20 protein-coding genes and 1 tRNA gene are annotated in these 23,045 nt (G+C 72.3%); 7 read left to right on the top strand and 14 right to left on the bottom strand.

Features of this window, described 5'->3' with window-relative positions:
- Window positions 1–106 precede the first annotated feature (106 nt).
- Window positions 107–649, top strand: coding sequence for an HdeD family acid-resistance protein (locus tag HCN51_RS13910; protein WP_168010064.1), 543 nt, complete (start codon window positions 107–109; stop codon window positions 647–649).
- Between the two features lie 64 nt (window positions 650–713).
- Window positions 714–1,982, top strand: coding sequence for an L-lysine 6-transaminase (gene lat, locus HCN51_RS13905; protein WP_168010063.1), 1,269 nt, complete (start codon window positions 714–716; stop codon window positions 1,980–1,982).
- 9 nt (window positions 1,983–1,991) lie between these two features.
- On the opposite strand, the gene HCN51_RS13900 is transcribed toward lat, so the two are convergent.
- Complete coding sequence (locus tag HCN51_RS13900; RefSeq protein WP_080045730.1) at window positions 1,992–3,212, bottom strand: NAD(P)/FAD-dependent oxidoreductase; 1,221 nt, start codon at window positions 3,210–3,212, stop codon at window positions 1,992–1,994.
- Window positions 3,213–3,363: 151 nt separating this feature from the next.
- On the opposite strand from HCN51_RS13900, the gene HCN51_RS13895 reads away from it, so the two are divergent.
- The gene (locus HCN51_RS13895) at window positions 3,364–4,029 is read left to right on the top strand and encodes a helix-turn-helix domain-containing protein (RefSeq protein ID WP_168010062.1); all 666 of its coding nucleotides are present in this window, start codon (window positions 3,364–3,366) and stop codon (window positions 4,027–4,029) included.
- 391 nt (window positions 4,030–4,420) lie between these two features.
- Here the strand turns inward: HCN51_RS13895 and HCN51_RS13890 are convergent, their stop codons facing one another.
- The 8 genes from HCN51_RS13890 to HCN51_RS13855 all read right to left on the bottom strand — a co-directional run bounded on the left by HCN51_RS13890 (window position 4,421) and on the right by HCN51_RS13855 (window position 13,266).
- On the bottom strand, window positions 4,421–4,603 hold the full coding sequence (locus HCN51_RS13890) for a LuxR C-terminal-related transcriptional regulator (protein WP_240972793.1): 183 nt from the start codon (window positions 4,601–4,603) through the stop codon (window positions 4,421–4,423).
- Between the two features lie 199 nt (window positions 4,604–4,802).
- A tRNA-His gene (locus tag HCN51_RS13885) sits at window positions 4,803–4,878 on the bottom strand.
- A 69-nt stretch (window positions 4,879–4,947) separates the two neighbouring features.
- A complete protein-coding gene (orn, locus tag HCN51_RS13880; RefSeq protein WP_080045734.1) occupies window positions 4,948–5,541 on the bottom strand; it encodes an oligoribonuclease in 594 nt (197 codons plus the stop codon).
- A gap of 68 nt (window positions 5,542–5,609) precedes the next feature.
- Complete coding sequence (locus tag HCN51_RS13875) at window positions 5,610–6,707, bottom strand: DUF2510 domain-containing protein (protein ID WP_168010061.1); 1,098 nt, start codon at window positions 6,705–6,707, stop codon at window positions 5,610–5,612.
- 50 nt (window positions 6,708–6,757) lie between these two features.
- Window positions 6,758–8,173, bottom strand: a complete 1,416-nt coding sequence (locus HCN51_RS13870; protein WP_168010060.1) for a protein kinase family protein — start codon at window positions 8,171–8,173, stop codon at window positions 6,758–6,760.
- Window positions 8,174–8,195: 22 nt separating this feature from the next.
- Window positions 8,196–9,824 carry a serine/threonine-protein kinase gene (locus HCN51_RS13865; protein ID WP_168010059.1) on the bottom strand — a complete coding sequence of 543 codons (1,629 nt, stop codon included), beginning with the start codon at window positions 9,822–9,824 and terminating at the stop codon, window positions 8,196–8,198.
- A gap of 107 nt (window positions 9,825–9,931) precedes the next feature.
- The gene (locus tag HCN51_RS58095) at window positions 9,932–12,541 is read right to left on the bottom strand and encodes a serine/threonine-protein kinase (protein WP_206066980.1); all 2,610 of its coding nucleotides are present in this window, start codon (window positions 12,539–12,541) and stop codon (window positions 9,932–9,934) included.
- 86 nt (window positions 12,542–12,627) lie between these two features.
- Window positions 12,628–13,266, bottom strand: a complete 639-nt coding sequence (locus HCN51_RS13855) for a pyridoxamine 5'-phosphate oxidase family protein (protein WP_168010058.1) — start codon at window positions 13,264–13,266, stop codon at window positions 12,628–12,630.
- A 71-nt stretch (window positions 13,267–13,337) separates the two neighbouring features.
- On the opposite strand from HCN51_RS13855, the gene pdxR reads away from it, so the two are divergent.
- The gene (gene pdxR / locus HCN51_RS13850) at window positions 13,338–14,738 is read left to right on the top strand and encodes a MocR-like pyridoxine biosynthesis transcription factor PdxR (protein WP_168010057.1); all 1,401 of its coding nucleotides are present in this window, start codon (window positions 13,338–13,340) and stop codon (window positions 14,736–14,738) included.
- Here the strand turns inward: pdxR and HCN51_RS13845 are convergent.
- A complete protein-coding gene (locus tag HCN51_RS13845; protein WP_168010056.1) occupies window positions 14,707–15,855 on the bottom strand; it encodes a DegT/DnrJ/EryC1/StrS family aminotransferase in 1,149 nt (382 codons plus the stop codon). The genes pdxR and HCN51_RS13845 overlap by 32 nt on opposite strands.
- A complete protein-coding gene (locus tag HCN51_RS13840) occupies window positions 15,852–16,934 on the bottom strand; it encodes a GNAT family N-acetyltransferase (protein ID WP_168010055.1) in 1,083 nt (360 codons plus the stop codon). The genes HCN51_RS13845 and HCN51_RS13840 overlap by 4 nt, the downstream gene beginning before the upstream one ends.
- Before the next feature lie 156 nt (window positions 16,935–17,090).
- Between HCN51_RS13840 and HCN51_RS13835 the strand changes: the two genes are divergently transcribed.
- The 3 genes from HCN51_RS13835 to HCN51_RS13825 all read left to right on the top strand — a co-directional run bounded on the left by HCN51_RS13835 (window position 17,091) and on the right by HCN51_RS13825 (window position 20,488).
- Complete coding sequence (locus HCN51_RS13835) at window positions 17,091–18,116, top strand: phosphotransferase family protein (RefSeq protein WP_168010054.1); 1,026 nt, start codon at window positions 17,091–17,093, stop codon at window positions 18,114–18,116.
- Between the two features lie 97 nt (window positions 18,117–18,213).
- Window positions 18,214–18,966: an SDR family oxidoreductase gene (locus HCN51_RS13830; protein ID WP_080045741.1), complete on the top strand. Its 753-nt coding sequence runs from the start codon at window positions 18,214–18,216 to the stop codon at window positions 18,964–18,966.
- Window positions 18,967–19,177: 211 nt separating this feature from the next.
- Window positions 19,178–20,488: a GH39 family glycosyl hydrolase gene (locus tag HCN51_RS13825; RefSeq protein WP_346433635.1), complete on the top strand. Its 1,311-nt coding sequence runs from the start codon at window positions 19,178–19,180 to the stop codon at window positions 20,486–20,488.
- Here the strand turns inward: HCN51_RS13825 and HCN51_RS13820 are convergent.
- The 3 genes from HCN51_RS13820 to HCN51_RS13810 form a co-directional block, all read right to left on the bottom strand.
- The gene (locus tag HCN51_RS13820; RefSeq protein WP_168010053.1) at window positions 20,452–21,657 is read right to left on the bottom strand and encodes an acyltransferase family protein; all 1,206 of its coding nucleotides are present in this window, start codon (window positions 21,655–21,657) and stop codon (window positions 20,452–20,454) included. The two genes, HCN51_RS13825 and HCN51_RS13820, sit on opposite strands and share 37 nt — an antisense overlap.
- Window positions 21,650–22,567 carry an alpha/beta hydrolase gene (locus HCN51_RS13815; RefSeq protein ID WP_240972791.1) on the bottom strand — a complete coding sequence of 306 codons (918 nt, stop codon included), beginning with the start codon at window positions 22,565–22,567 and terminating at the stop codon, window positions 21,650–21,652. Before HCN51_RS13815 ends, HCN51_RS13820 begins: the two co-directional genes overlap by 8 nt.
- Window positions 22,568–22,658: 91 nt before the next feature.
- Entirely contained in the window at window positions 22,659–23,042 is a 384-nt protein-coding gene (locus HCN51_RS13810; protein ID WP_346433634.1) for a GNAT family N-acetyltransferase, read from the bottom strand.
- Between the last annotated feature and the right edge of the window lie 3 nt (window positions 23,043–23,045).

Raw genomic sequence — 23,045 nt, 5'->3', positions numbered from 1 at the left:
CTGGTCGCCTGGGCCTGGTCGCTTGGGCCTGGTCGCCTGGGGCTGATCGCCGACATTTGACCCACCGCTGGTCTGTTTCCGGGCAAAAGCCGGAAAGCAGACCAGCATGGGGGAACTCTCGCGGACATGGTGGCTGCTGCTCGTCAGGGGCCTGGCGGCCGTCATCTTCGGCATCCTGGCCCTCATCTGGCCGGGCATCACGCTGCTCGTCCTGGTGACCTTCTTCGGCGCGTACGCCCTCGTCAGCGGCATCTTCGCGCTGTTCGCCGGATTCCGGCACGGCACCCGGTCGCGCGCCTGGCTCCTCACCTCCGGCGTCCTCGGCATCCTGGCCGGCATCGTCGCGTTCGTCTGGCCCGGCATCACCTCTGTGGCCCTGCTCTACGTCGTGGCATTCTGGGCGATACTGACCGGCGTCTCCGAGATCGTGGCGGGCATCCACCTGCGCAAGCTCATCGACAACGAGTGGATGTTCATCGTCGGCGGCGCGCTATCGGTGATCTTCGGCGTGCTCCTGCTCATCTGGCCGGGCGCCGGCCTGCTCAGCCTCGTCTGGCTGATCGGCGCCTTCGCCGTCCTGTACGGCATCGCGATGATCGCGCTGTCGCTCCGGGTGAAGAACTTCACGCCGAAGGCAGGTGTGCCGTAAATTTTCTATATATAGCCGTGTTCCGCAAGAGGAATGCCAGGCTTCCACCCACTGTGGAGGTGCCATGGACGTACACGCTCGCCTTGCCCGCCACCTGCTCGTCGACGGCTACCGCCTCGTGCTCGACCTGGAGCTCAGCCACGGCTCCTGGCTGGTCGACGCCCGCGACGGCCGCCGCTACCTCGACTTCTACACCTTCTTCGCCTCGGCCCCCCTCGGGGTGAACCCGCCCTTCGACCCCGACCACGCCCGCCTGCTCGGCCAGGTGGCCCGCAACAAACCGGCCAACCCCGACATCTACACCGAGCACCTGGCGGACTTCGTCGACACCTTCGTCCGCGTCCTGGGCGACCCCGACCTGCCCCACCTGTTCTTCGTCGAGGGCGGCGCCCTGGCCGTCGAGAACGCGCTCAAGACCGCGTTCGACTGGAAGAGCCGCCGCAACGAGGCCGCCGGACGCTCCCGCGACCTCGGCACCAAGGTCATGCACCTGACCAAGGCGTTCCACGGCCGCAGCGGCTACACGCTGAGCCTCACCAACACCGAGCCGGGCAAGACCGACCGGTTCCCCAAGTTCGACTGGCCGCGCATCGACGTGCCCGCCATCCACTTCGGCGACGTCGAGGCCGCCGAGGAGCGGGCGCTGGCGCAGGCGCGCGCGGCGTTCGAACGGCATCCGCACGACATCGCCTGCTTCATCGCCGAGCCCATCCAGGGAGAGGGCGGCGACAACCACATGCGGCCCGAGTTCCTCCAGGCCATGCAGCGCCTGTGCCACGAGCACGACGCGTTGTTCGTCCTCGACGAGGTGCAGACCGGCGGCGGCACCACCGGCACGCCCTGGGCCTACCAGCAGCTCGGGCTGGCGCCCGACATCGTCGCGTTCGCCAAGAAGGTGCAGGTCGGCGGCATCATGGCCGGGCGCAGGGTGGACGAGGTGCCCGGGAACGTCTTCCAGCAGAGCGGCCGGATCAATTCCACGTGGGGCGGCGGCCTGGTCGACATGGTGCGCAGCCGCGGCCTCCTGGAGATCATCGAGCGTGACGGGCTGATCGCGCGCGCCGCCACCGTCGGCGGCGTCCTGCTCGAACGGCTGTCCAAGCTGGAGGCCGAGCGCCCGCAATCCCTGTCGAACGTGCGCGGCCGCGGCATGATGTGCGCCTTCGACCTGCCCGACCAGGCCACCCGCGACGCGCTGGTGACCCGGTTGCGGGAGGAGCACGGCGTGCTGGTGCTGCCCTGCGGCCCCACGTCCGTACGGCTGCGCCCCGCGCTCAACATCCCCGAGGCCGACCTCGACCTCGGCCTGGCCGCGCTGTCGGCCGCCCTGTAACGGTGTTTCTCACTGGGTGACGCTGGCCCGGCTGCGATGCGGGCCGGCGTACCTCCAGAAGAAGTTGAGCAGCACGCTCAGCCGGTTGCGCCCGCCCAGCAGGTACGCCACGTGAATGAAGATCCACGCCAGCCAGGCGGGCAGCCCGCGCACCGTCAGCCCGTTCTCCAGCTGCAGCACCGCCTCGGCCTTCCCGACCGTCGCCATGATCCCCGGATCCCGGTACGAGAACGGCCGCGGCTGCCCGCCCTTGGCCATCGCGGCGATCTGCTTGCCGATGTGCTTGCCCATCTGGATCGCCGGCTGCGCGAGCTGCGGCAGCGGATGCGGCGGCCCCGCCAGGTCGCCGGCCACGAAGATCTCCGGCCGCCCCGGCACGTTCAGCGCCTCGGTGACCGTGATCCGGCCGCCCTTGCCCTGCTCCAGCCCCCACGAGCCCACCTCGGGCGGCGCGGTGACGCCCAGCGCCCACACCGTCACGTCGCTGGCCAGCCGCGTGCCGTCCTCCAGCAGCACCGCGTCCGGCTCCACGCCCGCCACGGTGGAGCCCAGCCGCAGCCGCACGCCCCGCTTGCGCAGCGCCTGCGCCGCCGCGTCGCGCAGCCGCGGCTTGTACGGCGCCAGCACGTAGTCGAAGCGCTCCACCAGCGTCACGCTCGTCTGGTCCGGCCGCACCTCAGGATGCGTCAGCGGCAGCGTCTTGCGGCGCAGCTCCGCCAGCGTGCCCGCCGTCTCGACCCCGGTCGCGCCCGCCCCGACCACCACCACGTGCGTGCTCTCCCGCCGGCCCGCCGCGGTGTCCTCCAGGTAGTGCTGCAACCGCCGCCGCAGGGCCGCCGCGTCGCCGAGGGAGTAGATCGGCAGCGAGTTCTCCCGCGCGCCCGGCACGTTCAGCCAGTTCGTGGTCACGCCCGTGGCGAGCACCAGATAGTCGTAGTCGAGCGACCCGCCGTCGTCCAGCTCCACCCGCCGCTCGTCCGGCAGCAGCTTGCTCAACGCGGCCCGGCGGGCCCGCACATTCGGCCACTTCGCGGCGAACGTCCTGATCGGGTACGACACGTCGCCCGTGCCCATCCCGGCCGTCGCCACCTGGTAGAGGAGGGGTTGAAAGGTCGCATACGGGTTCCGGTCGACCAGCGTCACCAGCGCTCCCGCCCTGGCCAGCTCCCGCGTCGCGGCCAGCCCGGCGAAGCCGGCCCCCACGACGACGACCCGCGCTCTCTGCACCATGATCTCTCCTTCCCCCGCAACGGGCTCATGGATGTCAATGGCACCACCAGCTTCTCTTAAACCCGCCCAGCGCCGGAAGCGCCCGAAACGTCTGGTCCCGTAGACCGCGGGGAAAGGTGGTTACCGTGACCACGAAGGAGGAGATCGCCGCATGTCTCAGCAGGTAACCACCATCGAACGCCTCGGCCGCCGCATCGCGCGGCGACGCGACGAACTCGGCCTCACCCGCGAAGAACTCGCCGAACGCACCGGCATCGAGGCCGGCTACATCACCTACCTGGAGGACGGCCCCTCCATCCGTGAGACGCTCACCAAACTGGCCTCCGCCCTCGACACCACCGTGGAGGACCTGCTCGGCGAGGTCACCGAAACCCCGTCCGGCACCGGCCCCGCCTCCCCCCACCCCGAGCTGGTCACCCTGTCCGAATCCGAATGCCTCCACCTGCTGCGGCCCGGCGGCGTCGGCCGCATCGCCTTCGACGGCCGCTACGGCCCCACCGTCCTGCCCGTCAACTTCCGGCTGAGCGACGGCGCCATCGTCTTCCGCACCGAACCCGGCGGCACCACCGACCAAGACCTGCGCACCGGCATGCAGGACGTGGAATACAAGGTGGCCTTCGAAGTCGACCGCATCGAAGAGTTGACCCGCGGCGGCTGGAGCGTCCTCGCCCAAGGCTCCCTGCACCACGTCACGGAGGCCGACGAACGCGCCGCCGCCGTCGCCACCGGCGTGGAACCCTGGGTGGGCGGGGAGCGCCAGCAGTACCTCAAAATCATCCCCACCCGCCTCACGGGCCGCCGCATCAAACCCGGCTGACCAACGTGGGCCGATCCTGGCGCCGCGACGCACGGTGCCGCGGTCCCGACCCTGGCGCGCGGCGGCCGGGCGGGTGCTGGGCTGCACGGTACGTGTGGGTGCGGGTGCGGGGCTGCGCGGCCATTGTGACGCGGGCCCGTCCCGGTGCCGCCACGTGGGCCGGTCCGGGCGCCGCGTCGGCGGGACGGTGCGCGGTGGAGCCCGGCGCAGCGCGCACGGTGGCCAGCCCGGTGGTGGGCACGGTGGCAAGGCACCGCCAGTGCGCGCCGTGCATGGTGGCCGCGGCAAGCGGGGCCGTGCCGGGGCCATGCCGCGGTCGTGGGCGCGTGTTGGGGTGGCCTCCCGGCTAGGTTGCGGCGCGCGGGAGGTGGGCGAGAGCTGGCGCCGATCGCTACTGCCGGCGTGACCGCCAGAGCCCGATGGCGGTGACCCTCGAGTCGACCCCGAGTTTGGCGTAGATCCGGTTGACGTGGTTCTTGACCGTCTTCTCGCTGAGGAACAGTCGTTGTGCGATCTGGCCGTTGGACTGGCCTGTGGCGATCAGGTCCATGACCTCGGCCTCGCGCTTGCTCAAGGACGTGAACACGCTATCGAAAGCTGCGTCGTCGACTCTCATCCGGCCTCCGGGGGCGCGCAGACTGTCAAGATCGCCGATGGCCCCCGTGCTGCCGGCGTTAGCGTTAGACAGCGAGCATAACCCGCATTGTCATGATTTGGGGGGTTGCTCGGAAGAAAACGCGAACGGCCGGTCCTCATGGACCGGCCGTTCGGCTTGGGGTGAGTGAAGGGACTTGAACCCTCGACATCCAGGACCACAACCTGGCGCTCTGCCAACTGAGCTACACCCACCACGGCCACCCGTTGTCGTGGCGGCACAGGAAAAGTGTAGCGGGATTCGGGAGTCTTTACGCCACTGGTTTAGCCCGTGACACGCTCGGCGAGTGCTCTCGCGGTGGCCGAGTCGGGGCCGGGCTGGCCCACGAAGATGGCCGAGCGGTAGTAGCGCAGCTCCCTGATGCTCTCGGTGATATCGGCCAGAGCACGGTGTCCGCCCTGCTTTTCGGGCGCGGCGAAGTAGACCCGGGGGTACCACCGCCGGACGAGCTCCTTGATCGACGAGACGTCGACCATCCGATAGTGCAAATAGGCATCCACCCCGGGCATGTCGCGCGCGATGAACGTGCGGTCGGTGCCGATGGAGTTGCCGCACAGCGGTGCCTTCTTCGGCTCGGGCACGTGGCGGCGGATGTAGTCGAGCACCAGCGACTCCGCCTCGGACAGCGTCACGCCGCCCGCCAGCTCGGGCAGCAGCCCCGAGGCGGTGTGCATCTCGCGTACGACCTGCGACATCTGCTCCAGTGACTCCGGCGGCGGCTTGATGACCACGTCGACGCCCTCGTCCAGCTGATTGAGCTCGCTGTCGGTGATGACGCACGCCACTTCGACGAGCGCGTCGCGGCTCAGGTCGAGCCCGGTCATCTCGCAGTCGATCCAGACCAGCAAGTCACTCATTCGATCTCCTCGCCCAGCGGCTCGGAGCAATCCGCCCGCTTGTTACCCCACCAGCCTAGTGCCACCGGTCAGGCGGGCTTGAGTGAGCTGAGCACCTTGCCGACGACGTCGGTGCCGAGATTGTCGGGTACGGACACGTAGACGATCGCCGGGCTCTGGCCCTGGCCGCGATCCATCAGCACGATGGCCCCGTTCTCCTTCTTCCACTTGTAGCCCTTCTCCTCGGAGATCTTGGAGAAGTCCAGCTGGAACTGCAGCACCCACCCGTCCCGGTCGCCGATCTTCATGGCCTTGTCGGAGACGATCTGGCTCTCGTGCGCGAGCTGGTAGTACTGCGTGGAGAAGTGCACGAACACGGCCTTGGCCGTGTCGCCCATGCCGGCGACGCCGGTGTACGGGTAGAGCTCGTTCAGCACGCCGGTGTAGACGTTGCCGATCCAGTCGCCGTCGCCCTCGTAGTTCTCCTGGGAGACGGCCTTCACCCCGGCGGTGAACTGCTGGTCGGTGGGGCTGCCGCTGTTGACGTCGGCGGGGGCGGCGACCTTCCAGCCGTCGGGCACCTGGAAGGAGACGCCGGCGCGCGGGTCGGTGACGACGCCGTCGACCGGCTCGGGGAACTGGCCGCCCTGGCTGGGCAGGGGCTGCTGCTGCGACGGCGGCTCGTTGCTGGGCGGCTGCCGCGGCTCGTACGTGTCGGACTGCTCCGGCTGGGCGATGCTGCCGGAGTCGCCGCGGTTGATGAAGAAGATGCCGCCGACCACGATCAACGCGAGCACGAGCAGCGCCGCCAGGCCGCCGAACACCCACGGCAGCGGGTTGCCCTGCTTGGGCGGCGGGGGGCCGTAGCCGGGGCCGGGCAGCGGGCCGCCGGGCCACTGCGGCTGCTGCTGGGTGGGCGCCGTGGGCGCGCCGTAGGCGCCCTGCCCGTAGGTCGGCTGGCCGAACTGGGCCGTGGGGTTCGCCGGCGTCGCCGCCCAGCCGGGGCCCGTCTGGGGCTGCGGCTGGAACTGCGGTTGGGGCTGCTGGGGCCCGGAGGACGGCTGGGTCTGGGCCGGACCCGGCTCCTGGGCGTGAGTGGCGTCCGTCCACTGGTTGCCGTCCCACCAGCGGAGCCGGGGCTCTCCGTAGGGGTCCGGGTACCAGCCCGCGGGGGTCTGCGTGGTCATGCTCGCCAGATTAGTAAGAACCGCTTTGAGATGCATTGGTGGACGAGCGATCAACACTTGTACGTGAAGCTCGCCTTGTCCGTGATGACCGGCCCCGGGGTGAGGACCCGCAGCGTCGCGGTGGCCTTGACGTTGCTCTTGCCCTGCAACGTCCACCTCAGCGGCACGGTGTACGACGTCTGGCCGTCCTTCGTGCGCAGCGTTCCCTTGACGACTTCCTTGTCCAGGTTCTTACGCCATTCGTAGGTGATCTCCCCGGGCGCCCCGTTGGTCACGACGGTGCCCTTGATCACCACGGCGCTGCCGCAGCCCTGCGTCTTCTTCGGCGCCACCACGTCGATCGACTTCACCGCCAGGTCGGGCGCGTTGCCCAGCTTGAACCAGGCCAGGATCGCTCCCGCCATGATCACGGCGAGAACGGCCGTGGAGAGGACCGTCCGCCGGCGTCGCGCCCGCGACGCCTTGGGCGGGCGGCGGCCGGGGCGGTGCACGGTGTCCGCCTCGCCGCGGCCCTCCCGCCAGATGCGCTGGGCGGGCGTCTCGGGCTCCTGCGGCTGCGTGCCGACACCGGGCCCGAACTGGAGCGGCCCTGTCGAAGGTCCCGTGCCGTGATCGGGTGCGGGGTCCGTGCCGTACGGGAGTGGGCTCGCCGGCTGGCCCGGCACGTGCAGGAGCGTGACGATGTCGCCCTCGTCCCGAGGTGTCACGATCGGCGCCGCCCCGTACGAGTGCGGCTGCGCGAACGCGGACCGCCCGCGTGCCGCCCTGGCCAGCCCGTCCCTGCTGATCCGGCCGCCGGGCAGCCGCCCCCGCTCGTTGACCAGCAGGTCGCGGGCGGTGCCGAGGCCCAGGGTCTGGGCGGTGGCGGCGACGCGTTCGAACAGCTCGGCCGCCTCGGGCGCGTCGCGGCCGAAGGAGGCGGCCAGGCCGCGGGCCAGGGAGGCCCAGCCGGCGGCGTCACGCTCGCGCGGCGAGACCTGGGCGCGGATGGCGTCGGACAGGCCGCGCTCCGACAGCAGCGAGACGCCTTCCGAGGTGATCACCACCGTGCCCGGGTGCACCGAGCCGTGGGTGACCCCGGCCGCGTGCAGCGCGAGCAGCGTCTGGGCGGTCTCCACCAGCGAGGACGCCGCCCCGTTCGGGTCGACCGGCCCGGCGGCGAGCAGGTCGGCCAGCGTGGGCCGGACCGCCTGCGCGGTGAGCAGCCACACCTGGTCGCCGGCCGCCACGACGTCGGCGACGGGGATCAGCCCGGTCAGCCCGGCCAGCACGAGCCGCTGGTCGGCCATGACCGCCTGGACGACGCGCTCGCGCACGCCGGGCAGGCCGATGAGCTTGGGATCGAACAGCAGGGCGCCGGCCCTGCGGCCGTCGGGTGAGATGGCGTCGATCCAGTTGCCGAGCTCGGTCATCCAGGTGTGCTCGGTGAGCCGGAACCCGGCGATTCCGTTTCCAGGGTTGTCCATCGCCGTTGCCCCCCGGCCGTGTTCAACGCTTCCTTCTGTGGCGTCCCGCCATCCGGCGCCTCACCGCAAGTGTGACCGGTAGGCCGCCCGTCGTCACCAGGCCGAGCGCGAGCAGTGCGCCGGCGGCTTCCCTCCGTGGCGTGTCCTCGGGGGTGACGGTGGGGCTCTCTTCGCCGCCGCCGGGCTCCTCCGTCGGGGTCGTGGCGGTGGTGCGCGGAGGGGTCGGGGTCACCGGGACCGGGGTCGGGGTGGCGCTCGGCGTGGTGGGCCTGGTGGTGGGCGTGCGGTCGTCCACCTCGCCGCTCATCTCGGGCTCGGGGGTCGGTGCCGGCGTCGAGGTGGGGGTGCGGCTGGGGGTGGGCTTCCTGGTCTTGCGCGGCGTCTTGACGGGGGTGGGGGTGGCCGTCTTGGTGGGCTTGGCGGTGGCGGTCGGCTGGACGACCGGCGGCGCGGCGGTGGCCGTGTCCGTCGGGGTGGGGTCGGGGGTGGTCGGGTCGAGGGTGGGCTCGGTGCTCTCCTCGGGCGTCTCCTCGGGGACGGTCTCCTCGGGCTCGGGCGTGAGCGCCTCCGTGGTGGTGGGCGTGACGGAGCTGGTGCCCGCCTGGAGCACCGGCTCGGCGGACCCGGAGGTGAGGATGACCACGACGGCGGCGACCAGCACGCCCACGCCGACGGCGCCCAGGGCGATCTTGGCGGGCAGCTTGCTCAGGAGGCGGGTGGGCTCGGGGAAGTGCGTCTCGGCGAGCGAGGTCTGCGTCTCGGCGGGCTCCTCGAGCGCGCTGGGGAACAGGAGCACCAGCAGGCCCGCCAGGGCGGCCAGGCGGCGGCGCCCGCGCTCCTCCCAGTCGGGTCCGTACGCCTCCGCCGCGACGGCCTCCAGCTCCGTCAGGAACGCCTCCGCGGACGGCGGCCGCTCGGCCGGGTCCTTGGCCAGGCCGCGCTCGACCAGCCCTTGAAGCGGGGCGGGAACCTCCTCGACCGGCGGCGGCGCGCTCTGGTGCTGCCGGGCCAGCGCCGCCATGTTGGGCGCGCGGAAGGGGCGCATGCCCGTGAGGCATTCGAAGAAGACGACGGTGGCCGCGTACACGTCGGTGGCGGGGCCGGCCGGCGAGCCCGCCCACTGCTCGGGGGCCATGTAGGGCGGCGTGCCCGCGGCGCCGGCCTCGTCGCCGACGCGGACAGCGATGCCGAAGTCGACGAGCTTGCTGGTGCCGTCGCCGCGCACCATGACGTTCTCGGGCTTGAAGTCGCGGTGCACGACCCCGATCGCGTGCGCGGAGGCCAGGCCGAGCAGCGAGCCCTTGAGCACCGTCAGCGCCGCCTCGGGGCCGGTCGGCCCCTCGGACCTGAGGAGCTCGCGCAGCGACACGCCGTTGATCAGCTCCATGACGATGGCCGCGCCCTGCCCGGCCTCGACGTAGTCGATCAGCCGGGCGTGGTACTGGCTCTGCAGCGTGGCCAGCAACCGGGCCTCGTGCCGGAACCGGGCGACGAACCCGACGTCGGATCTCAGCTCGTCGCTGAGGTACTTGATGGCGACTTCCGCGCCGTCGTAGTCACGCCTGGCCAGGACCACCCGACCGGCCGCGCCCGAGCCGAGCTCGCGCACCTCGGTGTAGCCGGGGACCCCCCATGGCCCATCACCGTACATAACGGACTCCTCTGGAGTTCAGTGGGCCCCCACCCTCATCAAACGGACCGTAGCTTAACCAGAGGGAACCGCTTTCCCGCTACCGATATGCGACAACTGGTGAAATATCACTCAAGGGTGCCGGGCGTGTCGGGGCTCGGCTCCTCCTGGGTCGGCTTCCCGGTGGGTTCCTTGGCCGGTTCCTTCGTGGGCTCTCTCGTGGGCTCCTTGGTGGGTTCCTTGGTCGGTTCCTTGGTGGGCGGCTTGGTCGGTTCCTTGGTGGGCTCCTTGGTGGGCTCCTTGGTCGGCTCCGGCTCGGGGCACTTCGGCGTGGTGCCGCTGCGAGTGGCGCTGCCGCCGGCCGCCGCCGGGGCGGTGGAGGCCGTCACGGACCAGCTCGTGCCGCAGGGCAGCCGCGCCTCGTAGCCGAACGTCCGGCTGTAGGAGGTGTCGCCCGACAGGGTGACCGTCTGGGTGTTCGTGGCCTTGCCGGCCCTGAACCTGACCGTGAGCCGCACCGGCCCGGTGTCGCCCGTGGTGACGCTGACCGGCGCGCTGAGCCCGCCCTTGGTGCCGACCTCGCCGATCGAGACCCGCTTCACCTGGGTCGGGCAGGGCGCCGAGACGCGCGCGGTGTCGGTCATGCCGCCCGCGCTGACCAGCACCGACAGCGTCGAGCCGCAGGGGCGGGCCCGCAACACGTGCCGGAACGTCTCGTCGTAGGAGGTACGGCCCGACAACGTGGCGGAGCGGGTGGAGACCGGCTCCCCGTCCACCGCGAACCGGGCGGTGAGCGGGATCTCGCCCGTGCCGCTCGCCGTGACCCGCACCCGCGCGGTCGCCGCACGTGCAGGGGCGGCGGGCAGGCCGAGCGTGACGTTCAGCCCGGTCACCTTGGTCGCGCAGGCCGGCAGCGTCGCGGACGCCGAGCGGGGGCCGCCGGCGGGCGCGGGGGAGGTGGTGACGGTCAGCGTGACCGTCTTGCCGCACGCCCCCTCGCCCAGCGACCAGGTCAGCCGCCGGTCGTAGCTGCCGGCGCCGCTGAGGCTCAGGCGCTCGACGTGGGTCTCCTCGCCGGGCGCGGTCCAGGTCGCGGTGGCGGTGACGGCGCCGGTGCCGCTGGTCCGCACGCCGATCGTGCCCGCCGCCACGCCGTTCTCGCCGATCGTGAGCTCGCCCACGCTCACCCCGAGCACCGAGGTGACCGGGGGCGGCTGCTCGGTGGGGGGAGTGGTGGGCGGCGTCGTGGGTGGCGTCGTCGGCGGCGTGGTCGGTGGGGTGGTCGGTGGGGTGGTCGGCGGAGTCGTGGTCGGCGGAGTCGTGGTCGGCGTCGTAGGCGGGGTCGTGGTCGGCGTGGTGGGCGGGGTCGTGGCCGGTGTCGTGGGAGGCGTGGTGGCGGGGGTCGTGGGCGCGGTGGTGGTGGGCGCGGTGGTGGTGGGCCGGTTCGTCGTGGGACGGCCGCTGGTCGTCGGTGGCTGGGCGCGGAAGGTCGGCGGGCGGGGCGGGTCCGCCTCGGGGGAGGTCTGCGGGACGACCTGCGGCGTGATCTCGGGCCCTGTGACATCTTCGGGCCCGGTCTCGGGCTCCGATCGCGGCGGCGCGGACTCCTCCGTGGTCGGCGGCCCGGCGGCCGGCGCCGTCGTGACCTGGCTGGGCGGCACGACCACCGCCGCACCGACCGGGCGCTCCGGCGGCTGCCGGTTGACCAGCACGACCACCACGGCCACGGCCGCCGCCGCGCTCACGGCGCCGCCCATCGCCAGCCGCCGCCCGTTCGTCCGGACGGCACTGCGCGCGCTGCGACCGAGCCGGCCGCGCACGTTGTCGAACACGGTCCGGGCCAGCGACGTGGCCGTCTCGGGCGGCGCCGCCTGAGGCATGGGCAGCAGCAGCGCCAGCAGGGCGACGAGCGCGGCCAGCCGCCGCCTGCCGCGCTCCTCCCAGTCCTCCCCGTACGCGGCCCTGGCCACGGCCTCCAGCTCCGCCACGAACGTCAGCGCCCCGTCGGGCCGCCGCGCCGGATCCTTGGCCAGCCCGCGCCGGATCAGCTCGCGTACGGGCTCGGGCGCGTCGTGGAAGGGCACCGGGGCGTGCACGTGCTGGTAGCCCAGGACGCTGGGCTCGGTGGAGCGGTAGGGCCGGTGCCCGGTCAGGCATTCGAAGAAGACGGCGGTGGCGGCGTACACGTCGGTCGCGGGCGAGGCGGGGCGGCCCTCCCACAGCTCGGGCGCCATGTACGGGGGCGTGCCCTCGGGGTGGGCGGCGGTGCCCTGGTGCACGGCGATGCCGAAGTCGACGAGCTTGCTGGCCCCGTCGTCGCGGACGAGCACGTTCTCGGGCTTGTAGTCGCGGTGCACGAGCCCCATGGAGTGCGCCCTGGCCAGGCCCAGGAGGGAGCCCTTCAGGACGACGAGCGCGGCCTCGGGCTCGGTCGTGCCGTTCTCGCGTAACAGGGCGCGCAGCGAGACGCCGTTGACCAGCTCCATCACGATGGCGGCGCCGTCGTCGTCCTGGATGTACTCCCACAGGGTGGCGATGTGCGGGTCGCGCAGGGTGGTGAGCAGCCGGGCCTCCGACTGGAACCTGAGCAGGGCGGAGGGATTGCCCACCAGCTCCTGGGACAGGTATTTGATCGCCACCCTGACGCCGGTCTCGTCGTGCACGGCGAGGACGACGCGCCCGCTGGCACCCGCCCCGAGCTGCTTGATCTCCGTGTAACCGGGAGCGCTCCACTCCATTTTGCCTCTCCCATCAGGAGCCGGCCCACCTGATGAGACGTCGGATCAAGGAGTCAGGTTTTCCAGGTGGCTCCGGAAATATGGAACTACTCCCGATGGAGGATGTGAACCGGTGCCTCGATACCTTCTGGGAGCACCGAATCAGGTTCGGGCGTGCCCCACGACGTGACCAGGGGCAGCACGCCGGCCCACACCGGCAGGTCGTAGTCCTCGTCCTCGTCCTTGGGCCCGCCGCGCCTGATCTTGACGGACGCCTCCTCCAGCGACAGCGCCAGCACGGCCGTGGCGGCCAGCTCCTTGCGCGACGGGCGGCGCACGTAGTCCCACTGGCCCGGGGCGAGCTGCTCGGCCAGGGCGCGCAGCCCCAGCAGGCGCTCGTCGGGGTCGGTCACGAGGCGGGCCCGGCCGTAGATCATGGCCGAGCGGTAGTTGACGGAGTGGTGGAAGATCGAGCGGGCCAGCACGATGCCGTCGAGGTGGGTGACGGTGACGCAGACATCGGTGCCGGTGCCGGCGCGCAGCGAGGCGGCACCGGTGGAGCCGTGCAGGTAGAGGGTGTCGCCGACGCGGCCGTAGCCGGTGGGCACGACCATGGGGTGACCGTTCGCCACCACGCCCAGGTGGCAGATGAGGCCGGTGTCGAGCACCTCGTACAGGTCGTCCCTGTCGGTGCTGCCGCGCTCCTTGGAGCGGCCCAGTGTGGTGCGGGGAGTGGTGGAGAGCATGATTCGACCGTAACGACGAAGTGGACTTATCCTGTAGGGCCACTACCAGCACCTTTCAAGAGACCACTTTCATGCGCACCCATGTCGACCTGCCGGTCTCCCTCTCCCGTGAATCGGCCGAGCCGCTCACCGCGCAGCTCGTCGCGTGGCTGCGCGGCGCCATGCTGGACGGCACGCTCGCGTCGGGCGAGCGGCTGCCGTCCACGCGGGCGCTGGCCGCCCAGCTCGGGGTGAGCAGGACGGTGGTGACGGAGGCGTACCAGCAGCTCTACGCCGAGGGCTGGCTCGACGGGCGGCACGGCTCGGGCACGTTCGTGGCCGGCATCGAGGCCGCCGCCGGCACGGCGCGGCAGGGGCCGAGGCCGCCCGCGGAGTTCGTGCCCGCGCCGCCGCCCCCGTCCGGCCTGATCAACCTCACGTCCGGCTCCCCGTGGGTGCGCGACTACGACGAGGCGGCGTGGAAGCGGGCCTGGCGCCGGGCCGCCGACCTGCCGCCCGGCGACTCGCCCGACGCGCACGGCCTGCCGCGCCTGCGCGAGCTGCTCGCCGACCACCTCAGGCGCGCCAGAGGCATGGCCGTCGGCCCGGAGAACATCCTGGTCACCCGGGGCACCGGCAACGGCCTCGACCTCTGCGCGCTGGCCCTGCTCGGCCCGGGGGCCAGAGCCGGGGTGGAGGACCCTGGCTACCGGGTGGCGCGCACGGTTTTCGCGGCCAGGGGCGCCGAGGTGGTGCCGTGCCCGGTGGACGAGGACGGCGTGATCGTGGACGGCCTGCCGGGCGACCTGCGCGTGCTCTACACCACGCCGGCCCACCAGTTCCCGCTCGGCGGCCGGCTGCCGATCCCGCGCAGGGAGCGGCTGCTGGCCTGGGCGGCCGGCACGGGCGCGACGATCGTGGAGGACGACTACGACGCCGAGTTCCGCTACGACGTCGCCCCGCTGCCCGCGCTCTACGGCCTCGACCCGTCCCGGGTGGTGCTGCTCGGCACGCTGTCCAAGACGCTGGCCCCCGACGTTGGGGTGGGCTGGCTGGTCGGCTCGCCCGAGCTGGTCGCCAGGATCGCGCACCTGCGCGGCGAGGTGGGCGACCGCACGAGCGGGCCCGTCCAGCAGGCCGTGGCCACCCTCCTGGAGCGCGGCGACGTCGACCGGCACCTGCGCAGGATGCGCCTGGAGTACGCGCGCCGCCGCGCCGCCGTCGTCGAGCTCCTCGGCCCCGCCTGCCGGCTGCGCGGCGACACGGCCGGGCTGCACGTCCTGGCCGAGCTGCCCGCCGCCCTGGTGCCCGGCGTGGTGGAGGGGGCCAGGCGGCGCGGTGTCCTGCTCGACTCCACCGAGCGGCACCACCACGGCCGCACCCGGCTGCACGGGCTGGTGATCGGTTACGGCTCGGCGTCGCTGCCGGACGTGCGGCGGGGGTGCGAGATCGTGGCGGCGCTCATCCGCGAGGCCCAGGAAGGGGATCGGTGATGGGGCCGGCCGTAGGCGGCTCCAGGCGGCGCAGGACCGGGAGCGAGCGGGCGGTGTACATCGGGTCCACCGGCAGCACGTGCCGGGCCCACCAGCGGGCCGGGGCGGGGTCGGGGGAGTGCTCGGTGAACGCGGGGGCGTAGTCGTCGTAGGCGGGGTCGTACAGGTAGCCGGTGGAGACCCCGTGCCGCTCCAGCTCCTCGATGGCCGCGTCCCTGTCGCGCACCAGCAGCGGCACCCGGAACAGCGGCCGCGACAGGTCGTCGAGCACGGCGGGCGCGACCGTGGGCAGCTCGGCCAGGCGCTGCACGCCGGCCACCCGGCGGGCCCGGTCGCGGGGCACCCTGGCCACGCGCCGCCGCTGGTACCAGCGGACCAGGGCGCCACGGTGGGCGCGGTAGTCGTGCAGGTCGGCGCGTACCCAGGGGTCGAAGGGCGGCAGCGAGGGCACCTGCTTGAGCGCGAGTTCCAGCTCGTCGGCGCGCAACGCGATGCGGTAGCCCTCGCGCTCCTCCTGCATGCCGAGGCGGCGCATGAGCCTGAGCGCGGGGCGGACGAGGTCGAGCCTGAGCGCGGCCTGGCGGGCCATGGAGGTGGCCACGCTCCACAGGTCGGCCCGCAGGGAGCCGCGGGTCAGCAGGTCGTCGCGGGCGCGGGTCAGGGCGCGCAGGTCGGACTCGTGCTCGACGGCGAGCACGCCGCCGGAGCCCGCGCCGGGGTGCTTGGACAGGCTGAAGACCGACGCGTGCCCGAACGTGCCGAGCGGCCGCCCGTCGAGGTCGCTCTCCATGGCGTGCGCGACGTCCTCGATGAGGATCTTCCCGGCGAAGGCGGGGGCGTCGTCGGGCAGGCCGTACAGGTTGGTGGTCAGGACCGCGTCGACCGTGTCGAGGTCCACCCGGGAGACGTCGATGTTGCCGTTCCTGGGGGACAGCGGCGCGATCACCGGGCGCAGCCCGGCCGCCAGCACGAGGAAGAGGATCTCGTCGGCGGAGATCGGCGACATCAGCAGCCGCTGCCCGGGCAGGCACCAGTGGCGTAAGGCCAGATACAGCCCCAGCCGGTTGGACGGTAGCGACAGGCAGTGACGGCCCGTTCGCTCCTCGATGTGTTTCACCGTTGTAGGACGGTACGCAGTCTTCCGTACGTTTTCAAGGTTTTGTCCGCCGTTTTAAGGAGCAGCGGGTTGGCCATGACGGTGGCGCGGGTCTTGCGCACCGGCACGCGCATCACCCAGTGGACGCCCGCCGCCGGGCCGATCCGGGCCACGCGGCCCTCGGCCACCTCCAGCTCGCCGGTCTTGAGCTTGTCCTTGTACTCCTTCTGGCCCCGCCCCATGTCGATGATCTCGATGCCGGCCTCGGAGGCCCGCTCGGCCATCGCCAGGTGGTGGATGAGGCCGGGGGAGTACTTGGCGAAATGGGTGTCGTAGGCGGGGAACCAGCCGGCCAGCGTCGTGCGGGTGCGCAGCCCGAAGTGGCCGGCCACCGGCCGGTCGTCCACGTAGATCATGTCGAGCACCCCGGCGAACGAGTCGGACTGCGTGGCCAGCAGCCGCTCGACCAGCTCGACGATCCACGGGTGCGCGAACCGGTCGGCGCGGCCCGTGCGGCGGTACTGGTCGGTCTTCCAGCCGAGCAGCGTGCGCAGGGGCTCGAGGTCGGTGGTGGCGTAGTCGTGGCGCAGCGGGCCCGCGTCGCGCTGGAGCTTGCGCGACTTGGCCAGAGTGGTCTTGTATGTCTTGCCGGAGTTGCGGCGAAGTGACTCGGTGTAGTGGTGCCAGCCGTTGCGAAGATCGATGATGGGCGACGGGTGCCGCTCGTGGCGGGCGTGCAGGAGCGGCTGCCCGGACACGAGATGGTCGAACTCGTACACCGCCAGGCCGCACTCCTTGAGCAGCCACAGCGGGTCGATGTGCACGTCCTTCAGGTGCACGAGCCCCTGAGCGTCGGTCAGCCCGGCGGCGACCGGCTTGCCGATGCCGAGGGGATGTCGCTCGAAGGGGAAGAAGCCCACGATGTCGGGCCCGTCGTGGATGACGGCGACACGTACGAGATCGCGCAGTTCGCCTACCGTAAGGGTGAACTCGGGGGACAAGAAGGGGTTGTCGAAGGCAGTGTCCGCTTCCTGAAGGGCACGCCAGCGGCTCACTTCGGCTTCGCCCAGCTCACGGGGGAGGGCAAGGGTGACGTGCATGGGCTCCTACTGTCAGCGCACACTCTCTGGACATGCTGAGGGCCAGGGTGTACTGCCACATTAAAGGATCTCGCCCGGTGCCATAGCCCCAGGTGCGGAACGTTACATAACTCCCAGTATGTCTTCAGGACCGAGCAACGTTCTAATGTGGGGGCCATGACCGTACCTGGCATCGACCACCCCCGGCTGGTCGCGTGGATGGGCCGCCACGTGCCCGACGCCGGCGAGCCCCAGTCCGTCTCGCTGATCTCCGGCGGCCGGTCGAACCTCACCTACCTGGTCGAGGGCGGGGAACGCCGGCTGGTGCTGCGCCGCCCGCCCCTGGGCCACGTGCTGCCCACCGCCCACGACATGCGGCGCGAGTGGCGGGTCATCTCGGCGCTCGCGCCGACGCCCGTGCCGGTGCCGGAACCGGTCGCCTTCTGCGCCGACGAGGACGTGATCGGGGCGCCGTTCTACCTCATGGGGTACGTCGAGGGCGCGGCCGTGCGGAGCAGGGAGCAGCTCGGCGACCGCACGCCCGAGCAGACGCGGCGGCTGTCGGAGCGGCTGGCCGAGGTGCTGGCCGCCATCCACGCCGTGGACTACCGCGAGGTGGGGCTCGGCGACTTCGGCCGACCGGAAGGGTACATGACCAGGCAGCTCGACCGGTGGTGCCAGCAGTGGGAGCGGTCGAAGACGGCCGACCTGCCCGAGTACGACCGGCTCGTGACCCGCCTGCGGGAGCGGCTGCCCGCCGAGGCGGCCGGCACGCTGGTGCACGGCGACTACCGGCTGGACAACACGCTGCTGCGGCTCGGCGACCTGGAGATCACGGCCGTGGTCGACTGGGAGATGTCCACGCTCGGCGACCCGCTCGCCGACCTGGGGCTGACGCTGACGTACTGGCACGATCGCGGCGACGAGGAGCGGGCGCGGATCCCCGTGGCGGGGGACGTGACGGTGGCGCCCGGGTTCATGAACGCCGCCGAGTTCGCCGCCCACTACACCAAGGTCTCCGGCCGGGACATCTCGGACCTCGGGTTCTACGTGGCCTTCGGGAACTTCAAGCTCGCCGTCATCGTGGAGGGTATCCACGCCAGGTTCCGCCAGGGTAAGACCGTGGGGGAGGGCTTCGACCGCATCGGCGCGGCCGTGCCCACCCTGATCGCCCGCGCGCACCGCATGCTCGACCAGCACTGAGCCATCCCGACCAGCACTGAGCACCCAGATCGGCACCGAGCACCCAGACCAGCACTGAACACCCCGACCTTCGACCGATCCCCCCGCAAGGAGCGTCATGAGCACTGTTGCACTGATCACCGGAGCCGCGAGCGGCATCGGGGCCGCCGTGGCCCGGCGACTGTCGACGGGCGGAGTCAAGTGCGTCCTCGTCGACATGGACGGCGAGGGGGTCGAGCGGCTGGCGAAGGAGCTGGACGGCGCGTGGCTGGCCGCCGACGTCAGCACCGAGGAGGCCTCGCTGGAGGCCGTCGCGCTGGCCGAGCAGCGTTACGGGCGGCTCGACCTCGTCCATCTCAACGCCGGCATCTCCGGCAGGGTGGACCTGGCCGACTTCGACCTCGCCCGCTACCGCAAGGTCGTCGGGGTCAACATGGACGGCGTCGTCTTCGGCGTGCGCGCCAGTATGCCGCTGCTGCTGCGCTCCGGCGGCGGCGCGATCGTCGTCACCTCGTCGCTGGCCGGGCTCACCGCCTTCTCCGGCGACCCCATCTACACGATGACCAAGCACGCCGTCGTCGGCCTGGTCAGGGCGCTGGCCGAGCCGCTGGCCGCCCAGAACGTACGCATCGGCGCGGTCTGCCCCGGCTTCACCGACACGCCGCTGGTGGCCGACGCCCGGGAGATGTTCGTCAACGCCGGCTTCCCGCTGCTCACCGCCGAGGACGTGGCCGCCGCCGTCGAGTCCGCCTTCTACTCCGAGACCCCGGGCACGCTCCTCATCGTGCAGCCCGGCCGGCAGCCCGTCCCGTACCGCTACGCCGGCGTGCCCGGCCCGGCGGGCGGGCAGCGCCCGCCGAGCAGCGACTGAAGGCAAGCGGCTTGCAAGCGGGACGATTAGCGTAATAAGGGCTGGACTGCTGTCCAGCCCTTGTACGTTTGCGAATCTTGTAGGTTCGTGAATCCCCCAGACGTCTCGCGAGGATGAGGAGCGTTCAGTGATTCCGACCGACGGCCGACACGCGCGCCGACGATCGCCATGGCCGATCGCACTTGGAGCCGGCATACTCGCGGTCGTCCTGGTGGCCGGCATCATGGTCTACGCCTCGATGCGCACGAAGGAACGCGGGGTGTTCAAGGGCAGCGAGGTGGCCACGAAGGCGCCCACCCAGCCCGCGCCCCAGCTCTCCGAGCCGCCGGCACTGGACAACTGGCCCCGCTGGGGCGTCACCCACACCCAGTACAGCGCCGACAACGAGCCGCAGGACGTCGCCGAGCAGGCCAGGGGCGTGCTCGGCCGGGTCCCGATGCTGCAGAACCAGCACATCATGGGCTGGGGCGTCGGCAACCCCGAGCCCAGCCCCGGGCAGTACAACTTCGTCGACCTCGACCGGCGGCTGACGTTCATGGCGTCCTCGCGGGCGGTGCCGGTCATCACGCTGTGCTGCGCGCCCGACTGGATGAAGGGCGGGCAGGCCGGGCGTACGGACTGGAGCAAGAACCACACGGTCGCCCCCGAGAGGGAGCACTTCGACGACTTCGCCGCGCTCGCCGCCCGGGTCGCCAAGCAGTACCCGACGGTCAAGCACTACATGGTGTGGAACGAGTTCAAGGGCTTCTGGGACCCGGCCACCAACCGGTGGGACGCCGAGGCGTACACCGAGATGTACAACAAGGTCTACACGGCGCTGAAGAAGGTCAACAAGGACATCCAGGTCGGCGGCCCGTACGTGTCGATCGGGAGCAGCGTGCGCACCCAGGGCCCGCCGTCCGAGCTGAGCGGCCCCTGGGGGACGGTCGACCAGCGGGCGCTCGACGCCGTCAAGTACTGGATCCAGCACAAGAAGGGCGCCGACTTCATCGTCGTGGACGGCGCCTCGATGACGAACGACCGGGGCAACGTCCCCGACGACTTCGCCGCGCAGGGCAAGTTCAGCGCGATCACCACGTGGCTGCGGCAGGAGAGTGACGACCTGCCCGTGTGGTGGGCCGAGTGGTACGTCGAGCCGGACAACTCGCAGTGGAGCGAGGACAAGCGAACCGCCGTGCAGGCCACCGCGCTCATGGAGTTCGCCAAGAGCGGCGTCACCACCGCCCTGTACTGGAACCCGCAGATGAAGGGCGAAGGCGAGTGCGCCGGGTGCCTGTGGGCGCCCAAGGTGGGCGGGGAGATGCCCATGGCCGGGCTGCTCAGCGGGTTCACCAAGTGGTTCCCCGCCGGGGTCGAGGTGCAGGACGTGCGCAGCTCCGACCCCAAGGTGAAGGCGATGGGGCAGGCGAGCCAGGTCGTCATGGTCAACACCTCCGACCAGGACGTCACCGCCACCGTCGACGGGCGGCAGGTCACGCTGAAGCCCTACGAGATCAAGTGGTCGGGGCGCGGCGGCGCCTGAGCCCGTGAGCGCTCGTACCCGTGGAAGGCCGCCCAGCACGCCGCCAGCGCCACGGCGAACACCGGCAGCCACGCCAGCCTGGCCGCCACCCACGCGGGTGAGTCCGGGACGGTGTGCAGGCCGGGCAGGGCACGGCCGGAGAGCAGGCCGAGAGCGGTGACGGCGATCATGGCGGTCTGGTGCCACAGGAAGATCGTGATCGCGGAGAGGTTCGCCAGCGCGACGGCGGCCCAGGCGGCCGGCCGGCGCAGCGCCTTGCGCAGCGGTCCGAGCAGGAGCACGGCCGCCCCGCACTGGGCCAGGCCGAAGGTGACGGCGGCGAGCGTGGGCGGGTCGAGGTTCGAGATCCTCGCGCCCGGCACGCCCACCATGGCCGCCGGGTAACCCGCCCACAGCACGAGCCCGGCCGTGGCCGCCGCCCCACCGGCCAGCAACGCCCACCCGGACCGCCGCCCCGGCACCCCACCCCGTCCCCAGGACGCGCCCAGGCAGTACGGCACCGCCCAGCCCGCCACCACGTTCACCCAGCCGAGCGCCCCGTCGAGCCACGCGGGGCCGTCCAGGCCGTACCGGACGAGGTCGGCCAGCGCGACGGCGGCGAGCGGCCACGCCGGGTGCAGCCGGGCGGCCAGCGGGGTCGCCGCCGTCAGCACCGCGAAGACCAGCAGGAACCACAGCGGCGACCACACCAGCTTGGCCAGCGAGGCCACGGTCGCCGTGCCCACGCCGGCGGCCAGCATCGCGACCGCGATCACTCCCCACACCAGCACCACGACGGCGACGGGCCGGAACAACCGCACCATCCGCCGCCCCACCCAGACGCGATAGGCCCGCACGGAGGCGAGCCCCCGCACCGCCCCCGAGCCGCGCACCGCCTCCGAGCCGCGCACCGCCTCCGAGCCGCGTGCCGAGTCCAGGCCGCGTGCCGCCACGAAGCCCCCCACCAGGAAGAACACCGCCATCGTCTGGAACAGCCACGACGCGGGCGTGAGTTGCGGCAGCTCCCGCAGCGGGCTGGCGGCACGCACGCTGCCGCTGTCGATCACCAGGGCCGTCACCAGCCAGTGCCCGAGCACCACCCCGAGGATGGCCAGCGCGCGCAGCCCGTCCAGCCCGCGGTCACGGCCGGCGGGGGTGCCGGCTTCGAGGCGTTCGAGCAGGTCACGCATCCGGAGCCGCCCCTGTCACGATCCTGGCGACGTTGCGCAGGAAGGGCGAGCCCGGCCGCAGGTAGTCGCTGTGCCCGCCGCCGCCGGCCGGGACGACGCGGGCGCCGGACGACGGCGCGACGGGGTCCGGGCCCAGGCCCAGGGTGAGGAAGAGCAGCCGGAGCCGGACGTGCGGCACGTTCGCGACCCAGTCGCGGGTGCCGCGCGCCGCCCAGACGGGCGCGGGCGTGCGCAGCGGGCCGTCCGTGCCGGTGCCGGGGGCGCCGTACAGGACGATGTTGGCCACGGGCCCGAGCCCGGCGGCCGCCCGGCCGCACACGACGGCGCCGTAGGAGTGGCACAGCAGCGAGACTCTGGCCGGTCCCAGCTCGCGCACGAACGACCGGAGCGCCGGCACGGCGTCGTCGGCGCGGCCGGTGGTGAGGACGGCGGCGCCGAGCGTGCCCGGGGTCCGGTAGCCGAGCCAGGCGACGACCGCGGCCCGGCCGCCCAGCTCCTCCTGGAGTGCGCGCGCGCCGGCCCGCAGCCGCTCGTAGGTGTCGAGGCCGGTGTCGGAGCCGGGCACCAGCACGGCCACCCGGGAGGCCCCGGCCAGGTCGCCGAAGACCTCCGCCGCCCGCCCGCCGTCGCGGCCGTCGAAGAACAGGAAGCTCCGCCCCGGCTCCGCCATCGCGCGCAGCGCCGCCGCCCGGCGGGCCTGGCCGTGCGCGGCGGCCGTCCGCCCGGCCGCGAGGATGTCCTGGCGGACCGCTTCGTACCGGGCCTGGGTCAGACCTTGGGGCGGCCGTCGCGGCGCGGGAGCGGGCACCTCGGAGCCCGACAGGGGCACCACCACGGAGGCGGCCAGGGCGGCGGCGAGTGCCTGCCCGCGCAGCCGGGCGAGCATGGAGGGACGCGAACCGGTGAACATGCCGCGAACCTACGGATCACGGCACGTCACCGGCGTCGTCCCCGGGAGTGGATCTGTGGCGTAGCTCTGGAGTACTACGGGGTCGCCCCGATCACGCCAGCCCGAAGTGCGGCAGGCAGGGCTCCAGCCCGTGGATCTCCACCGGCACCGGGCAGTCGAAGTCGTCGCGGTCGAGCCGCAGGACGGCGGCGCGCATCTCGGTGCCGAACCCCTTGCCCTGGTGGGCGCGGCCCAGCCACGAGCCCGTGCGCACCTCGCGGGTGACCGCGAAGCCGGTGCCCTTGACGTCCTGGCTGCCGATCACCCGTCCCTCGTGGACGACGACGAAGTCGCAGCACCAGGCGTCGGGCCGCCACCGGGACATGACGCCGAGGTGGTAGAGCGCGACGTTCGTGGGCAGCTCCGCGGCGGGCGCGTCGGTCCACGGCACGCCGAACGGCATGCTGCCGGGGTCGTGCACGCCCGCCCGTCTCACCTG

Source organism: Nonomuraea composti (genome assembly GCF_012034275.1).
In the GTDB taxonomy this organism is placed as follows: Bacteria; Actinomycetota; Actinomycetes; order Streptosporangiales; family Streptosporangiaceae; genus Nonomuraea; species Nonomuraea composti.
The sequence above is the reverse complement of the archived record's forward strand: the minus strand, read 5'-3'. Positions and strand labels throughout refer to the sequence as shown.

Bases quoted from the DNA above. Each gene is read 5' to 3' on its own strand.
- HCN51_RS13910 (WP_168010064.1), top strand. From the start codon at position 107: ATGGGGGAACTCTCGCGGACATGGTGGCTGCTGCTCGTCAGGGGCCTG.
- lat (WP_168010063.1), top strand. From the start codon at position 714: ATGGACGTACACGCTCGCCTTGCCCGCCACCTGCTCGTCGACGGCTAC.
- HCN51_RS13900 (WP_080045730.1), bottom strand. From the start codon at position 3,212: ATGGTGCAGAGAGCGCGGGTCGTCGTCGTGGGGGCCGGCTTCGCCGGG.
- HCN51_RS13895 (WP_168010062.1), top strand. From the start codon at position 3,364: ATGTCTCAGCAGGTAACCACCATCGAACGCCTCGGCCGCCGCATCGCG.
- orn (WP_080045734.1), bottom strand. From the start codon at position 5,541: ATGAGTGACTTGCTGGTCTGGATCGACTGCGAGATGACCGGGCTCGAC.
- HCN51_RS13875 (WP_168010061.1), bottom strand. From the start codon at position 6,707: ATGACCACGCAGACCCCCGCGGGCTGGTACCCGGACCCCTACGGAGAG.
- HCN51_RS13870 (WP_168010060.1), bottom strand. From the start codon at position 8,173: ATGGACAACCCTGGAAACGGAATCGCCGGGTTCCGGCTCACCGAGCAC.
- HCN51_RS13865 (WP_168010059.1), bottom strand. From the start codon at position 9,824: ATGTACGGTGATGGGCCATGGGGGGTCCCCGGCTACACCGAGGTGCGC.
- HCN51_RS58095 (WP_206066980.1), bottom strand. From the start codon at position 12,541: ATGGAGTGGAGCGCTCCCGGTTACACGGAGATCAAGCAGCTCGGGGCG.
- HCN51_RS13855 (WP_168010058.1), bottom strand. From the start codon at position 13,266: ATGCTCTCCACCACTCCCCGCACCACACTGGGCCGCTCCAAGGAGCGC.
- pdxR (WP_168010057.1), top strand. From the start codon at position 13,338: ATGCGCACCCATGTCGACCTGCCGGTCTCCCTCTCCCGTGAATCGGCC.
- HCN51_RS13840 (WP_168010055.1), bottom strand. From the start codon at position 16,934: ATGCACGTCACCCTTGCCCTCCCCCGTGAGCTGGGCGAAGCCGAAGTG.
- HCN51_RS13835 (WP_168010054.1), top strand. From the start codon at position 17,091: ATGACCGTACCTGGCATCGACCACCCCCGGCTGGTCGCGTGGATGGGC.
- HCN51_RS13830 (WP_080045741.1), top strand. From the start codon at position 18,214: ATGAGCACTGTTGCACTGATCACCGGAGCCGCGAGCGGCATCGGGGCC.
- HCN51_RS13820 (WP_168010053.1), bottom strand. From the start codon at position 21,657: ATGCGTGACCTGCTCGAACGCCTCGAAGCCGGCACCCCCGCCGGCCGT.
- HCN51_RS13815 (WP_240972791.1), bottom strand. From the start codon at position 22,567: ATGTTCACCGGTTCGCGTCCCTCCATGCTCGCCCGGCTGCGCGGGCAG.